Genomic DNA, 16,506 nt, shown 5'->3' with positions numbered 1-16,506 from the left:
ATCTTTACTAGAAAGTTGATCTATGAGCTTAATTATATATATGAGAAAGTCGCGAAAGCGACTTTTTTTGTGTTTATTAGTTTCCTAATTTTTTAATTATTCTGCGCTTTTATAGGACGGTAAGTGATTTTCAAGATTTTTCGTTTTTCGTTTAAAAATTTTTAAGTGAGGTTGTTATTGTGCGCTGAGTGGTATTGCAACGGGCGATGTAAAGTTGCGATCCTCCATCTTTTTTGCAGGTATAATCAACAAGTTTACAAAAATCGCAGTAGATAATAGATAGTTGTATCAACGTTCGATGTTGAAAAATTAGTGTATAGTGCACAATTTTAGATTTTTATCTTACTTTTTATTGGTTTTGAAATTTGCTATATTTGATTTCGCTAAAGAAAGAATTGTTTATTCAAATAACTTTCGTACTTTTGCACACTTAACGAGAGGAGGTGTCTACATTATGTTAATAATACCAATTAAGGACGGAGAAAATATCGATAGAGCATTAAAGCGCTATAAAAGAAAGTTCGACAAAACGGGAACTGTTCGTCAGTTACGTGCGCGTACGGCTTTCATGAAACCATCAGTTGCAAACAGAATGAAATTGCAGAAAGCAGCTTACATTCAGAACATGAAGGACAATTTAGAGAACTAGTATTTCTATTTTATAAGTTTTAAATCCACTATTTCAAAGGCATTTGTCTCTGAGATAGTGGATTTTTGTATTTTTTTGGACGAGCCGCGAGCCAGAACTTTCAGAAAAAATACAGCGTATCAGGTGGCTCCCGTCAGGCTGTCCGCTCCCAATCTTTATTGTAGCTTTTGCTCCGCAAAGCCACAATAATGGATTTCCACTTCCATCCTTCTCGCAAGATAGCGGTTGATTAGAAAATTTAGTTTCTAGAAGTTTACTTCTTGACTGGTTTTTTCTAACTTTACCTTTCATTCAATTTCTACGATGACAACAAATCAACAAGCATTTACAGATTATTTAGAAAAAGAAAAAAAATACTCGCCGTTGACAAGGTTAGCCTATCAAAAAGACTTAATCGAATTCGCTGCTTTTCATTTCAATTTATTTGCAGATAGCAGTTTGGAAGATGTCCAGTATGCAGATATTCGAACTTGGATTATTGAACTTGCAAACTCAGGAATAAGCAATCGATCGATTAATAGGAAGATTGCATCACTAAAATCCTTTTACAAATTTCTACAATTAATCGAAATTAACTCCACAAATCCCTTGCAAAAGCATCGGGCTTTAAAGACGGAAACCAAATTGCAATTGCCCTTCTCAGAAAAAGAAATGAGCGCTGTTTTAAACGATATTAAATTTACCGATGATTTTTCGGGAGTACGAGATAAACTGATAATCGACCTTTTTTACGCAACTGGGATAAGGCGTGCCGAATTAATCGAGTTAACAGTAAATAATGTTCAGGCCGACGTAATTAAGGTGTTAGGAAAGCGTAAAAAAGAACGGCTGATTCCTATACTTCCAATTATTAGTAAAAAGATTGCAGAATATAGAATATTAAGAAAAACTGTTAATATCTCATCCGAGACCGACTCTCTTTTTGTCACCGACAAGGGTAAGAAGTTAAATATTTCGTTTGTCTATAGATTAATAAATTCGTACTTTGGTCTTGTGTCCGAAAAGGCAAAACGAAGTCCGCATATAGTACGACATTCGTTTGCTACACATTTGCTTAATAATGGAGCTGATCTAAATTCAATAAAGGAATTATTAGGACATTCGAGTTTGGCATCAACTCAAGTGTACACACACAGCAGTTTGGCTGAACTCAAAAAATCGTATGCGGGCGCGCATCCAAGAGAACAGAATGATAGTTAGTTATTTATTAACCTTTAATAGTATAGAATATGAAAGTAAATGTTCACGCGGTCAACTTTAGTGTTGATCAAAAGCTAGTTAATTTCATTCAAGAAAGAATGGATAGTTTGGAAAAATATTATGATAAAGTGGTTTTTGCTGACGTGTACTTAAAGACGGAAAATTCCAGTGAAAAAGAAAATAAATGCGTCGATATCAAAATGAATGTTCCTGGCGACGAATTTGTAGTCCAAAAAAAATGTAAAACCTTTGAAGAAGCAGTAGTTTCTGCGGCTGAAGCATTGGAAAGATCTCTATTAAAACGAAAAGAAAAATTAAGAACACATATTTAGCAAAATAAATCGATAAATGTTTTGAATAAAAAACAAAATCATATACATTTGCAGTCCGTTAGAAATAGCGGACTTTTTTTATTGAATAATGCCAGCGTAGCTCAGTTGGCTAGAGCAGCTGATTTGTAATCAGCAGGTCGTGGGTTCGAGTCCCTCCGCCGGCTCAAAAGAATGAAGATTTCTTATAGAAGATTTCTGAATTCAAGGTCGAAATTGCCTGTAAAATGTACAGGTCTGAAATAATGGAAAGTGATTTTGTTGATTTCGTTTTTATATTTGGCTCAATGCCTAGATTTAAATTCCAATATCAAAGTCAAAAGGGGGAGATACTCAAGCGGCCAACGAGGGCAGACTGTAAATCTGCTGTGTAAACTTCGCAGGTTCGAATCCTGCTCTCCCCACAAACTTTTTAATAAGAGTTAATCCGAAAGCTCGCTTTCGAGTAAACTTGCTTAAAAAGTTTGTGTTTCGTTTTTTAACGAAACACATTAAGTAAAGAGCTCTGCCGATGTAGCTCAGGGGTAGAGTGCTTCCTTGGTAAGGAAGAGGTCACGGGTTCAATTCCCGTCATTGGCTCAAGAATTTGAACACTAATTATATATAACTAAGATTAAAATTAAGTAAAATGGCAAAAGAAACCTTTAACCGTAGCAAGCCCCACTTGAACATTGGTACAATTGGGCACGTAGATCACGGAAAAACTACTTTGACTGCAGCGATATCAAAATGTATGACTGATGCAGGTTATTCTAAAAACGTTGCAAAGTCGTTTGACCAAATTGATAACGCTCCAGAAGAAAAAGAAAGAGGTATTACAATTAATACATCTCACGTTGAATATGAAACTGCTAATCGTCATTACGCTCACGTTGACTGTCCAGGTCACGCGGATTACGTAAAAAACATGGTTACAGGTGCTGCTCAAATGGATGGTGCTATTCTAGTTGTAGCTGCAACTGATGGACCAATGCCACAAACACGTGAGCACATCCTTTTAGGTCGCCAAGTAGGTATTCCTAGAATCGTTGTATTCATGAACAAAGTGGATATGGTTGATGATGCTGAGCTTTTAGAGCTAGTTGAAATGGAAATCAGAGACTTATTGTCTTTCTACGAATATGATGGTGATAATGGTCCAGTTATCCAAGGATCTGCTTTAGGTGGATTGAACGGAGATGCTACATGGGTACCAAAAATTCTTGAATTGATGGAAGCTGTTGATGCATGGATCGAAGAGCCAGTGCGTGATACTGCAAAACCTTTCTTGATGCCAGTAGAAGATGTATTTACAATTACAGGACGTGGAACTGTTGCTACAGGTCGTATCGAAACTGGTATTGCTAATACAGGAGATGCTGTTGAAATCATTGGAATGGGAGCTGACAAATTAACTTCTACTATTACTGGAGTTGAGATGTTCCGTAAAATCCTTGATAGAGGTGAAGCTGGAGATAACGTAGGTCTACTTTTGAGAGGTGTTGATAAAGAATCAATCAAAAGAGGAATGGTAATCGTTAAGCCAGGATCTGTAAAACCACACGCTAACTTTAAAGCAGAGGTTTATATCTTGAAAAAAGAAGAAGGTGGTCGTCACACACCATTTCATAATAACTACCGTCCACAGTTTTACGTACGTACAACTGACGTAACAGGAGTTATCACTTTGCCAGAAGGTGTAGAGATGGTAATGCCAGGAGACAACTTAACAATTAATGTTTCTTTGTTAAGCCCTATCGCTATGAGTCTTGGATTGCGTTTCGCTATCCGTGAAGGTGGTAGAACTGTAGGTGCAGGTCAGGTAACTGAGATTCTTTCTTAAGAATATCAAATAATTAATAAAACTGGCAGTTTGTTCTGCAAACTGCCAGTTTATTCTACGGGCGTAGTTCAAGGGTAGAATAGCGGTCTCCAAAACCGTTGATGGGGGTTCGAATCCCTCCGCCCGTGCAATTAAAAAATAGTTTCTAATGAATGTTTTCAATTATATATCAGAAGCCTACGTTGAGCTAAGAACTCAAACAACATGGCCTGAGTGGGCAGAAGTGCAGCGATTGACAATTATCGTGGCAGTGTTTTCGATAATTTTTGCACTTGCTACATGGGGTGTGGATGAAGTTTTTTCTACGGCTTTAGCAGGTTTCTTTAATTGGATCAAAGCCTAAATATTTGTGATGTCAGACAATAATGTAAAGAAGTGGTATGTTGTAAGAGCGGTAAGCGGTCAAGAGAACAAAGTAAAAGCTTACATCGAGACTGAAATCAACAGATTGGGCATGGGCGATTTTGTTTCGCAAGTGCTTGTACCTACAGAAAAAGTAGTTACAGTAAAAGAAGGAAAAAAAATCGTTAAAGATAAAGTATACTTCCCTGGCTACGTAATGATCGAAGCCAATCTAGCGGGAGAAATTCCTCATATAATTAAATCAATAACTAGTGTAATTGGTTTTCTTGGCGAGGTAAAAGGTGGTGATCCTGTGCCATTAAGAATTTCAGAGGTTAACCGAATGTTAGGTAAAGTTGATGAACTTGCTGTTACAGGCGATTCTAGAGCTGTTGCCTTCATGCTAGGTGAAACAATCAAAGTGATCGATGGGCCATTTAATGGGTTTAACGGTACGGTTGAAAAAATCAATGAAGAGAAACGTAAAGTGGAGGTAATGGTGAAAATTTTCGGAAGAAAAACTCCATTAGAACTTGGCTTTATGCAGGTTGAAAAAGTATAATATTTGTTACATTAATAAACCATACTTATTGCTTCCAATAATAGGTGTGAAAAATTTTTAAAAAATGGCTAAAGAGATTAGTAAAGTAGTTAAACTACAAGTTAAGGGAGGTGCCGCGAATCCATCGCCACCGGTTGGACCTGCTTTAGGTGCTGCTGGTGTTAATATCATGGAGTTTTGCAAGCAATTTAATGCAAGAACACAAGATAAAGCCGGCAAAATTTGCCCAGTGCAAATTACTGTGTACAAAGACAAATCATTTGATTTTGTTGTAAAAACACCACCAGCTGCTGTCCAGTTAATGGAAGCTGCTAAGCTAAAGTCCGGTTCCGGTGAACCTAATCGTAAAAAAGTTGCCAATGTGTCATGGGATCAAATCCGCACAATTGCTGACGATAAAATGGTGGATTTAAATGCATTTACCGTAGAGAAAGCAATGAGCATGATCGCAGGTACTGCTAGGTCTATGGGTATAACTGTAACGGGAGATTCTCCTTTTTAATTAGAAACAAGACATGGCAAAATTGACAAAAAAACAAAAAGAGGCAGCTTCTAAAATTGATAGAAGCAAGCAGTATTCTTTAAAAGATGCATCAGCATTAGTTAAAGAGGTTGCTTCGGCAAAATTTGATGAATCTGTAGATATTTCGGTAAGATTGGGTGTAGATCCAAGAAAAGCGAATCAAATGGTTAGAGGTGTTGTAACACTTCCTCATGGTACTGGTAAAGATGTAAGAGTTCTTGCATTAGTTACGCCAGACAAAGAAGCAGAAGCTACTGCAGCTGGTGCTGACTATGTTGGACTTGATGAGTACCTACAAAAAATTAAAGATGGTTGGACAGATGTTGATGTAATTATCACAATGCCAGCTGTAATGGGTAAACTTGGACCATTAGGAAGAATCTTAGGACCTAGAGGTCTTATGCCTAACCCTAAAACAGGTACTGTTACTATGGATGTAGCAAAAGCTGTTCAAGAAGTTAAAGCAGGTAAAATCGACTTTAAAGTTGACAAAACTGGAATTGTTCATGCTGGAATTGGAAGAGTATCTTTCACTGCTGAACAAATCAACGAAAATGCTCAGGAAATTATTCAAACATTAATCAAACTTAAACCAACTGCGGCTAAAGGAACTTACATCAAAAGTATGCACCTTTCAAGCACTATGAGTCCAGCAATTGCTTTGGATCCTAAGGCAGTCTAATTGGTAGTTAAAAAACTTTTAGTATGACTAGAGAAGAAAAATCAATCGCGATTGAAGATTTAACTGCACAGTTAGAGAGTTCTAAAATTGTTTACTTAGCAGATATCTCAGGACTTAATGCAGAGACAACTTCAAATCTAAGAAGAGCTTGCTACAAAGCAGGAATCCAATTAGAAGTAGTAAAGAATACATTGCTTGCAAAAGCAATGGAAGCATCTTCTAATGACTATGGCGCTTTGCCAGAAACATTAAAAGGAAACACTTCAATATTTCTTTCTGAGGTAGCAAACGGTCCAGCAAAAATTATTAAAGATTTCCGTAAAAAATCGAAATTACCGGTTTTAAAAGGAGCTTTCATAAATTCTGAAATTTATATTGGTGATGAATTATTAGATTCATTAGCATCACTTAAATCTAAAGAAGAGGTTATCGGAGAAATCATTGGATTGCTTCAATCACCTGCTCAAAGAGTTATTTCAGCTCTTCTTAACCAATTCAAAGACGAAGAGGTTGAGGCTTAGTTTTCTAAACTAAGAACGTATTACGCGCACAATTAATAAATTATATTTTACAAATTCATTTTAAAACGATAGAAAAAATGGCAGATTTGAAACAATTCGCAGAACAATTAGTTAACCTTACGGTAAAAGAAGTTAACGATCTTGCAACAATATTAAAAGACGAGTACGGTATTGAGCCTGCTGCTGCTGCTGTAGTAATGTCAGGTGGTGGTGATGCTGCTGCTGCTGAAGAGCAAACAGAATTTACAGTTGTATTGAAAGAAGCTGGTGCTTCTAAACTTGCAGTTGTAAAAGCGGTTAAAGAATTAACTGGTTTAGGTTTGAAAGAAGCTAAAGATCTAGTTGATAGCGCTCCTTCTAACATTAAAGAAGGAATCACTAAAGATGAGGCTGAAGGTCTTAAAAAATCTTTAGAAGATGCTGGAGCTGTAGTTGAGCTTAAATAAGCTACATACTTAAGAAAATCTAGGTTTAGGCTTTGAACAGTGATGTTCAAAGGCCTAAACCATTTTTCGTATAATAAAACTTGGAGATTTCTTCAATGATTTTATAGCGAAAATTCTTAAATCAATACGAAGAAAGGAATTTACCAAATGATACTCGGTTTGTTTCTAAGAGGTATTGATTATAAAAGAAAGTATCAAAATATAAGTGTTTACACAAAAACTACTTTTTTTTAATCAAAATTTTCTCCATTGATGATAACAAATCAGACTGAAAGATTGAATTTTGCCTCGACTAAAAATATTCCTGCCTATCCCGATTTTCTGGACGTACAGGTTAAGTCATTTAAAGATTTTTTCCAATTGGAAACCAAATCTGATGAAAGAGGCGACGAAGGATTATACAATACCTTCATGGAAAATTTTCCAATTACTGATACACGTAATAACTTTGTATTAGAATTTTTGGATTATTTTGTAGATCCACCCCGTTACAGCATTCAAGAATGTATTGAGAGAGGTCTTACCTATAGTGTGCCATTAAAAGCACGTCTAAAACTATATTGTACAGATCCAGAGCACGAAGATTTTGAAACAATTGTACAAGATGTTTATCTAGGAACTATTCCGTATATGACCCCGAGCGGTACCTTTGTAATCAATGGTGCAGAACGTGTGGTTGTTTCCCAGTTACATAGATCTCCTGGAGTTTTCTTTGGTCAGTCATTTCACGCAAATGGAACCAAACTATATTCTGCGAGAGTTATTCCTTTTAAAGGATCTTGGATAGAATTTGCTACCGATATTAATAGCGTAATGTACGCTTATATTGATAGAAAGAAAAAATTACCTGTTACTACTTTATTCCGTGCAATTGGTTTCGAAAGAGACAAGGATATCCTTGAAATTTTTGACCTTGCCGAAGAAATTAAAGTTTCGAAAACAGGATTAAAGAAATACATTGGCCGTCGTCTAGCAGCTAGAGTTCTAAATTCTTGGCATGAAGACTTCGTAGACGAAGATACAGGTGAAGTAGTTTCTATCGAAAGAAACGAAATCATCCTTGATAGAGATACACTTATCGACAAAGATAATGTTGAAGAAATTATCGAGGCAAATGTAAAATCGATTTTGTTGCATAAGGAAGATGCTAATCAAGGAGATTATGCCATCATTCACAACACGCTTCAAAAAGATCCAACCAACTCAGAAAAAGAAGCCGTTGAGCATATCTACAGACAACTGCGTAATGCAGAACCGCCTGATGAAGAAACTGCTCGTGGTATTATTGATAAATTGTTCTTCTCAGACCAACGTTACAACTTAGGTGAAGTAGGTCGTTACAGAATGAACAAAAAATTACAGTTAGATATCCCAATGGAAAAGCAAGTGCTTACCAAAGAAGATATCATTACAATTGTAAAATATTTGATCGAACTTATCAACTCTAAAGCTGAGATTGATGATATTGATCACTTATCAAACCGTCGTGTACGTACTGTTGGAGAACAACTTTCTCAACAATTTGGAGTAGGTCTTGCTCGTATGGCTAGAACTATCCGTGAAAGAATGAACGTTAGGGATAATGAAGTATTTACTCCTATCGATTTGATTAATGCTAAAACATTATCATCTGTTATTAACTCATTCTTTGGTACAAACCAATTGTCTCAGTTCATGGACCAGACAAACCCTCTTGCAGAGATTACGCACAAGCGTAGGCTATCAGCACTAGGACCTGGTGGACTTTCTAGAGAAAGAGCTGGATTTGAGGTGCGTGACGTTCACTATACTCACTACGGACGTTTATGTCCTATTGAGACTCCAGAGGGACCAAACATTGGTCTTATCTCGTCTCTTGGTGTGTATGCTAAAGTAAACGGAATGGGCTTTATTGAAACTCCTTACCGTAAAGTAACAAATGGTGTTGTAGACCTTAAGTCTGAACCTATTTATCTAAGCGCTGAAGAAGAAGAAGGTCAGCTTATCTCGCAGGCTAACATTGAGATGGATGAAAACGGTAAGATGCTTTCAGAAAAGGTAATTGCTCGTGAGGAAGGTGACTTTCCAGTAGTAAGCCCAGAAGAAGTAAATTATGCGGACGTTGCACCAAATCAGATTGCGTCAATCTCTGCATCTTTGATTCCTTTCTTGGAGCATGATGATGCGAATAGAGCTTTGATGGGATCTAACATGATGCGTCAGGCCGTACCATTATTGCGTCCAGAAGCGCCGATTGTAGGAACAGGACTTGAACGTCAGGTTGCTTCAGATTCGCGTGTACTGATTAACGCAGAAGGCGAAGGTACTGTAGAATATGTAGATGCTAATATTATCACTATCAAATATGACCGTACCGATGAACAAAGGTTGGTGAGTTTTGAAGAAGATGAAAAAACATATAATCTAATTAAATTTAGAAAAACAAATCAAAGTACTTCTATCAACCTTAAACCTATCGTTAAGAAAGGTGAAAGAGTGAAAAAGGGTCAAGTGCTTTCTGAAGGGTATGCAACACAAAATGGAGAGTTGGCTCTAGGCCGAAATCTAAAAGTGGCGTTTATGCCTTGGAAGGGGTACAACTTTGAGGATGCTATCGTAATTTCAGAAAAAGTTGTTCGTGATGATATTTTTACATCTATCCACATAGACGACTATTCTCTAGAAGTTAGAGATACAAAACTTGGTAACGAAGAACTTACAAATGATATTCCTAACGTTTCTGAAGAGGCTACAAAAGACCTTGACGAAAATGGTATGATTAGAGTAGGTGCTGACGTAAAACCAGGTGATATTCTTATCGGAAAAATTACACCAAAAGGAGAGTCAGATCCTACGCCAGAAGAAAAACTACTAAGAGCAATCTTTGGAGATAAAGCTGGTGATGTAAAAGATGCTTCATTAAAGGCGTCTCCATCATTACACGGTGTAGTATTAGATAAGAAATTATTTTCAAGAGCAGTAAAAGACAAACGCAAACGTTCACAAGACAAAGATGCATTGTCTGCACTTGAATTAGAATTTGAAACTAAATTTGTTGAGCTAAAGGACAAACTTGTTGAGAAATTATTTACAATCGTAAACGGTAAAACTTCACAGGGAGTAATGAATGATTTGGGTGAAGAAGTATTGCCAAAAGGTAAGAAATATACTCAAAGAATGCTTAACGCAGTTGAAGATTTTGCACACCTTAGTAAAGGTCAGTGGGTAGCTGATGACGAGACCAATAAAATGGTAAACGAACTTATCCACAACTACAAGATCAAATTGAATGACCTTCAAGGAGCATTGCGTAGAGAGAAATTTACAATTACAGTAGGAGATGAGCTTCCAGCAGGAATCTTAAAATTAGCTAAAGTTTATATCGCTAAGAAACGTAAACTTAAAGTTGGAGATAAGATGGCAGGACGTCACGGAAATAAAGGAATCGTTGCACGTATTGTACGTCACGAGGATATGCCTTTCCTTGAAGATGGAACTCCAGTAGATATCGTATTAAACCCACTTGGTGTACCATCTCGTATGAACATCGGGCAAATTTACGAGACTGTATTAGGTTGGGCAGGTCAAAAACTAGATCGCAAATTTGCTACACCAATTTTTGATGGTGCCGAATTAGATCAAATTAATGAACTAACTGACGAAGCTGGAATACCTCGTTTTGGACATACTTATCTTTATGATGGTGGTACAGGAGAGCGTTTTCACCAACGTGCAACTGTAGGTGTAATTTATATGCTGAAACTTGGACACATGGTAGATGATAAGATGCACGCCCGTTCTATCGGACCGTACTCTCTTATTACTCAGCAGCCTCTAGGTGGTAAAGCACAATTTGGTGGTCAGCGTTTTGGAGAGATGGAAGTTTGGGCACTTGAGGCTTATGGAGCATCAAGCACTCTTAGAGAAATCTTGACTGTAAAATCTGATGACGTTATTGGTAGAGCTAAAACCTACGAAGCAATTGTTAAAGGAGAATCAATGCCAGAGCCAGGATTACCTGAATCATTCAATGTATTGATGCACGAATTAAAAGGACTTGGTCTTGATATTCGTTTAGAAGAATAGTAATAATTTATCACCACGGTAGAGACGCGAGCAATCGCGCCTCTACTTTGGTTTTTTATAGAAGTTTTTAGGATTTATACCCGTAAACCGTTCCGATTTTTTATGGAACCTTTTTGGTTTTATAACTAGCACTTCAACCGTCGTTGATGTTTAGAGAAGTAATTCGTGGTTAGGCAGTATGTACGAAAGGAAATTTCGACAACTAAAATTAAATTTTTTAATTGCACAATAAGTCAATAGTAAAAACTATGATGAATAACAGAAATAATAATAAAGACAAGAATCCTGTAAAAAGATTCAATAAGATCTCAATTGGTTTGGCATCGCCAGAATCAATTTTGGCTGAGTCTAGAGGTGAAGTTTTAAAACCCGAAACAATTAACTACAGAACGCACAAACCGGAGCGTGACGGATTATTCTGCGAAAGAATTTTCGGTCCTGTTAAGGATTTTGAATGTGCTTGTGGTAAATACAAGAGAATTCGCTACAAAGGAATCGTTTGTGACCGATGTGGTGTCGAAGTAACTGAGAAAAAAGTACGTCGTGATAGAGTAGGACACATCAATCTAGTTGTGCCTGTTGCTCATATTTGGTACTTCCGTTCACTTCCAAACAAGATCGGATATATTCTTGGACTTCCGTCGAAGAAATTAGATATGATTATCTACTACGAGAGATACGTAGTAATTCAGCCAGGTATTGCAAATAATGCCGAAGGTGAAAGTGTAAAAAGACTTGACTTCCTTACAGAAGAAGAGTATTTGAATATTCTTGACACTCTTCCGCAAGACAACCAATATTTGGACGATTTTGATCCTAATAAATTCGTTGCCAAAATGGGAGCTGAATGTATTATGGATTTGCTTGCACGTATAGATCTTGACACTTTGTCTTACGATCTTCGTCATAGCGCAAATACTGAGACTTCAAAACAAAGAAAAACTGAAGCTCTAAAAAGACTACAAGTTGTTGAATCTTTTAGAGAGTCAAACAAAAACAGAGAAAACCGTCCAGAATGGATGATCATGAAAGTGATTCCTGTTATACCACCAGAATTGCGTCCACTTGTGCCGCTTGATGGAGGTCGTTTTGCAACTTCAGATTTAAATGATTTATACCGTCGTGTAATTATACGTAACAACCGTCTTAAAAGACTTGTGGAAATTAAAGCTCCAGAAGTTATCCTAAGAAACGAGAAACGTATGTTGCAAGAATCTGTAGATTCACTATTTGATAATACTCGTAAAGCTTCTGCAGTTAAAACAGAATCAAACAGACCATTGAAATCTCTTTCTGATTCATTAAAAGGTAAACAAGGTCGTTTCCGTCAAAACTTACTTGGTAAGCGTGTGGATTATTCTGCTCGTTCGGTAATTGTTGTTGGACCAGAATTAAAATTGTTCGAATGTGGTATCCCAAAAGATATGGCTGCCGAACTTTACAAACCTTTTGTTATTCGTAAATTAATAGAAAGAGGAATTGTAAAAACTGTAAAATCTGCAAAGAAAATTATAGACAAGAAAGAACCAGTTGTATGGGATATTCTTGAAAACGTAATTAAAGGACACCCGATATTACTGAATCGTGCTCCTACATTACACCGTTTAGGTATTCAGGCTTTCCAGCCAAAACTTATTGAAGGAAAAGCAATTCAGTTGCACCCTTTAGTTTGTACTGCCTTTAATGCGGATTTTGATGGTGACCAGATGGCTGTTCACTTACCATTAGGACCAGAAGCTATTCTTGAAGCGCAACTTTTGATGCTAGCTTCTCACAATATTCTGAACCCTGCAAATGGTGCTCCAATTACGGTACCTTCTCAGGATATGGTTTTGGGTCTATATTATATGACCAAAGAGCGTATCTCAACTCCAGAAAAACAAATTTTGGGTGAAGGGCTAACTTTCTACTCTGCAGAAGAAGTAAATATTGCTTTAAACGAGGAGAGAGTTGAATTGAATGCTAGTATCAAAATCAGAGCTAAAGATTTTAATGAAGCTGGAGATTTAGTTTACCAAATTATAAAAACAACAGTTGGTCGTGTACTCTTTAATGAAGTAGTACCAGAAGCTGCAGGATTTATAAATGAAGTATTAACAAAAAAATCACTAAGAGATATTATTGGTAAGATTCTAAATGTTACTAGTGTACCGGTTACGGCTGCATTCTTAGATGATATTAAAGATATGGGTTACAAATTTGCCTTTAGAGGTGGATTGTCATTCAGTTTAGGTGATATTATCATCCCACCACGTAAAGGCGAATTAATCGCGGATGCAAGGGAGCAAGTAGAAGGAATTTCTATGAACTACAACATGGGATTAATTACCAACAACGAACGTTATAACCAAGTTATTGATGTATGGACTTCTACAAATGCGATGTTAACAGAGCTTGCAATGCGCAATATCCGTGAAGATCAGCAAGGGTTTAACTCTGTATACATGATGCTTGATTCTGGTGCAAGGGGTTCTAAGGAGCAAATTCGTCAGCTTACAGGTATGCGTGGTTTGATGGCAAAACCTAAAAAATCTACCGCTGGAGGTGGAGAGATTATTGAGAATCCAATTCTTTCTAACTTTAAGGAAGGTCTTTCAATTCTTGAATACTTTATCTCTACTCACGGTGCTCGTAAAGGACTTGCGGATACTGCCCTTAAAACGGCTGATGCTGGTTACTTAACAAGAAGACTACATGACGTTTCTCAAGATGTTATCGTAAATACTGTAGATTGTGGTACTTTGAGAGGTGTAGAGGTTTCTGCACTTAAAAAGAATGAGGAAATCGTTGAGTCATTAGGAGAAAGAGTTTTAGGTCGTGTAGTTTTACAAGACTTGATCAATCCTTTGACAAACGAAGTAATCATCGAAGAAGGTCAAGAGATTACTGAAAAGACAGTTAAGTTGATTAACGCAGCTCCTATTGAAAAAGTAGAAGTTCGTTCGCCACTTACTTGTGAAGCAACAAGAGGTATCTGTGCAAAATGTTACGGTCGTAACCTTGCAACAGGTAGAATGACTCAAAAAGGTGAAGCTGTTGGTGTAATTGCCGCACAATCTATTGGAGAGCCAGGTACACAGTTAACACTTCGTACATTCCACGTAGGTGGGGTTGCAGGTGGATTATCTGAAGAGTCTAGCATTGTAATGAAGTTTGACGGACGTCTAGAAATAGAAGATCTTAAAACTGTAAAAGGTGAAGGAAATGATGGTAAAGGTATCGACATTGTAGTTTCACGTTCTACCGAATTAAAATTGATTGACGTTACAACAGGTATCCTTTTGAGTACACATAATATTCCTTATGGATCAACCATTTTTGCAAAAGATGGTGACAAAGTGAAGAAAGGTGATGTAATCAGTAAATGGGATCCATATAATGGTGTAATTATTTCAGAATTTACTGGAAAAATTGAGTACGAAGATTTAGAACAAGGACAATCGTTCCAAGTTGAAATTGACGAACAGACAGGTTTCCAAGAAAAAGTAATTTCTGAAGGAAGAAATAAAAAATTAATCCCAACTTTATTGGTTTACAGTAAAGATGGCGAATTGATTAGATCATACAACTTACCAGTAGGTGCCCACCTTATGGTTGAGAATGGTGAGAAAATTAAGGCTGGTAAGATTTTGGTGAAAATTCCAAGACGTTCTTCTAAGTCAAGTGATATTACAGGAGGTCTTCCTAGAATTACCGAGCTTCTTGAAGCTCGTAATCCTTCAAACCCGGCAGTTGTATCAGAAATTGATGGAGTTGTGTCTTTTGGTAAAATCAAACGTGGTAACCGTGAGATTATCATCGAATCTAAGTTTGGCGAAATCAAGAAATATCTTGTAAAACTATCAAGTCAAATTCTTGTTCAAGAAAATGACTTCGTAAGAGCAGGATTGCCTCTTTCTGATGGAGCAATTACTCCAGATGATATTCTTAGAATTAAAGGGCCAGCTGCTGTTCAACAGTACTTGGTAAATGAGATTCAAGAGGTGTACAGACTACAAGGTGTTAAGATTAATGACAAACACTTTGAAGTAGTAATTCGCCAGATGATGAGAAAAGTACGTGTTCAGGATCCTGGAGACACTCTATTCCTTGAAGAACAATTGATTCATACTAAAGACTTTATCGTTGATAATGATAAGCTTTACGGAATGAAAGTTGTTGAGGACGCGGGAGATTCAGCTAACCTAAAAGCAGGTCAGATTATCTCTCCAAGAGAACTACGTGATGAGAATTCATTGCTTAAACGTACAGACAAGAATCTTGTAGTATGTCGTGATGTGGTTACTGCAACCGCAACACCAGTACTTCAAGGTATTACTAGAGCTTCGCTACAGACTAAATCATTTATCTCTGCTGCGTCGTTCCAGGAAACAACAAAAGTATTAAACGAGGCAGCAGTAGCTGGTAAGATTGATACACTTGAAGGTCTAAAAGAGAATGTAATTGTTGGACATAGAATTCCTGCCGGAACAGGTATGAGAGAATATGATAATACGATTGTAGGATCTAAAGAAGACTATAATGAGATGATGGCTAGTAAAGAAGAGTATAACTACTAAGATATGAGCGATTCTAAACAACCACAGCAGCCACAAATTAATATTGAACTTGACGAGGCAATCGCACAGGGAATTTATTCAAATTTGGCTATCATAAATCACTCATCTTCAGAATTTGTAGTAGATTTTGTATGTATTATGCCAGGAACTCCAAAAGCGAAAGTGAAATCAAGAATTGTCTTGACACCACAACACGCTAAAAGATTGCTTAAGGCAATGGCAGAAAATATAAATAGATATGAAGCAGCACACGGAGAAATTAAGGAAACAGAGCAAACTCAAATTCCTTTAAACTTTGGTCCAACAGGACAAGCTTAATCAATTTTTTATAATAGTAGAAAGCCGGAAACAATATGTTTCCGGCTTTTTTTTGTTTAGTAATCAACGCTTTAAATATTATTCAAATACAATTTTCCCTATTTTGACAATTTCCTCTGTCACAATTGTATTTAAAATAGCTAAACAATCAATATTACTAATTTTCTCTAGAGGCCTGAAACGCAATTATTAAGCTACTTACTTGCTGCAATCAACTTTACGCTCATACTTTTTTTTAAATAGTTTCTACCACGAGAAAAAAATCCCATGTTCCGCTGATAAATTTTAATATTCTATTATAAACATATTTCAAAACAATAATCTACAGAGTATGCATTTTGTACTGATAGCTACAGTTTTTAAAACGCGAAATATAGTTTTTTATAGGTAAAAAATCTAGCTGCGATTTGTCAAAGATGTAAGATTTGTACTAAGGACCCCGCGTCTCCACTGATTTTTTTATGAAATAAGGCTATTTCATCTTAATA

General features: G+C 36.7%; 13 protein-coding genes and 4 tRNA genes. All 17 read left to right on the top strand.

Annotated elements, in window-relative coordinates; translation table 11 throughout:
* Positions 1-454 precede the first annotated feature (454 nt).
* The 17 genes from rpsU to SBO79_RS00215 all read left to right on the top strand — a co-directional run bounded on the left by rpsU (position 455) and on the right by SBO79_RS00215 (position 16,018).
* The gene (rpsU, locus tag SBO79_RS00295) at positions 455-649 is read left to right on the top strand and encodes a 30S ribosomal protein S21 (RefSeq protein WP_318641051.1); all 195 of its coding nucleotides are present in this window, start codon (positions 455-457) and stop codon (positions 647-649) included.
* Positions 650-952: 303 nt separating this feature from the next.
* A complete protein-coding gene (locus SBO79_RS00290; protein WP_318641050.1) occupies positions 953-1,849 on the top strand; it encodes a tyrosine-type recombinase/integrase in 897 nt (298 codons plus the stop codon).
* Between the two features lie 29 nt (positions 1,850-1,878).
* The gene (hpf, locus tag SBO79_RS00285) at positions 1,879-2,181 is read left to right on the top strand and encodes a ribosome hibernation-promoting factor, HPF/YfiA family (RefSeq protein WP_318641049.1); all 303 of its coding nucleotides are present in this window, start codon (positions 1,879-1,881) and stop codon (positions 2,179-2,181) included.
* A gap of 90 nt (positions 2,182-2,271) precedes the next feature.
* Positions 2,272-2,345, top strand: a tRNA-Thr gene (locus tag SBO79_RS00280).
* Between the two features lie 156 nt (positions 2,346-2,501).
* Positions 2,502-2,582, top strand: a tRNA-Tyr gene (locus SBO79_RS00275).
* Positions 2,583-2,685: 103 nt separating this feature from the next.
* A tRNA-Thr gene (locus SBO79_RS00270) sits at positions 2,686-2,757 on the top strand.
* Between the two features lie 49 nt (positions 2,758-2,806).
* Positions 2,807-4,000, top strand: coding sequence for an elongation factor Tu (tuf, locus tag SBO79_RS00265; protein ID WP_318641048.1), 1,194 nt, complete (start codon positions 2,807-2,809; stop codon positions 3,998-4,000).
* A 57-nt stretch (positions 4,001-4,057) separates the two neighbouring features.
* Positions 4,058-4,128, top strand: a tRNA-Trp gene (locus SBO79_RS00260).
* 20 nt (positions 4,129-4,148) lie between these two features.
* Positions 4,149-4,343 carry a preprotein translocase subunit SecE gene (gene secE, locus SBO79_RS00255; RefSeq protein ID WP_318641047.1) on the top strand — a complete coding sequence of 65 codons (195 nt, stop codon included), beginning with the start codon at positions 4,149-4,151 and terminating at the stop codon, positions 4,341-4,343.
* A 9-nt stretch (positions 4,344-4,352) separates the two neighbouring features.
* Positions 4,353-4,904 (top strand): transcription termination/antitermination protein NusG, encoded by a 552-nt coding sequence (gene nusG / locus SBO79_RS00250; RefSeq protein WP_318641046.1) that lies wholly within the window; start codon positions 4,353-4,355, stop codon positions 4,902-4,904.
* Between the two features lie 64 nt (positions 4,905-4,968).
* Entirely contained in the window at positions 4,969-5,406 is a 438-nt protein-coding gene (rplK, locus tag SBO79_RS00245; RefSeq protein WP_318641045.1) for a 50S ribosomal protein L11, read from the top strand.
* Positions 5,407-5,419: 13 nt separating this feature from the next.
* Positions 5,420-6,109 carry a 50S ribosomal protein L1 gene (rplA, locus tag SBO79_RS00240; protein ID WP_318641044.1) on the top strand — a complete coding sequence of 230 codons (690 nt, stop codon included), beginning with the start codon at positions 5,420-5,422 and terminating at the stop codon, positions 6,107-6,109.
* Between the two features lie 23 nt (positions 6,110-6,132).
* Positions 6,133-6,630, top strand: a complete 498-nt coding sequence (rplJ, locus tag SBO79_RS00235; protein ID WP_318641043.1) for a 50S ribosomal protein L10 — start codon at positions 6,133-6,135, stop codon at positions 6,628-6,630.
* 77 nt (positions 6,631-6,707) lie between these two features.
* A complete protein-coding gene (gene rplL, locus SBO79_RS00230; RefSeq protein ID WP_318641042.1) occupies positions 6,708-7,076 on the top strand; it encodes a 50S ribosomal protein L7/L12 in 369 nt (122 codons plus the stop codon).
* A 252-nt stretch (positions 7,077-7,328) separates the two neighbouring features.
* Positions 7,329-11,141 (top strand): DNA-directed RNA polymerase subunit beta, encoded by a 3,813-nt coding sequence (gene rpoB / locus SBO79_RS00225; protein ID WP_318641041.1) that lies wholly within the window; start codon positions 7,329-7,331, stop codon positions 11,139-11,141.
* A gap of 248 nt (positions 11,142-11,389) precedes the next feature.
* Positions 11,390-15,700 (top strand): DNA-directed RNA polymerase subunit beta', encoded by a 4,311-nt coding sequence (rpoC, locus tag SBO79_RS00220; RefSeq protein WP_318641040.1) that lies wholly within the window; start codon positions 11,390-11,392, stop codon positions 15,698-15,700.
* A 3-nt stretch (positions 15,701-15,703) separates the two neighbouring features.
* A complete protein-coding gene (locus SBO79_RS00215; RefSeq protein ID WP_318641039.1) occupies positions 15,704-16,018 on the top strand; it encodes a DUF3467 domain-containing protein in 315 nt (104 codons plus the stop codon).
* Positions 16,019-16,506 lie beyond the last annotated feature (488 nt).

Origin of the sequence: Flavobacterium ardleyense, from assembly GCF_033547075.1 — a bacterium.
Lineage (GTDB): Bacteria > Bacteroidota > Bacteroidia > Flavobacteriales > Flavobacteriaceae > Flavobacterium > Flavobacterium ardleyense_A.
The sequence above is the reverse complement of the archived record's forward strand: the minus strand, read 5'-3'. Positions and strand labels throughout refer to the sequence as shown.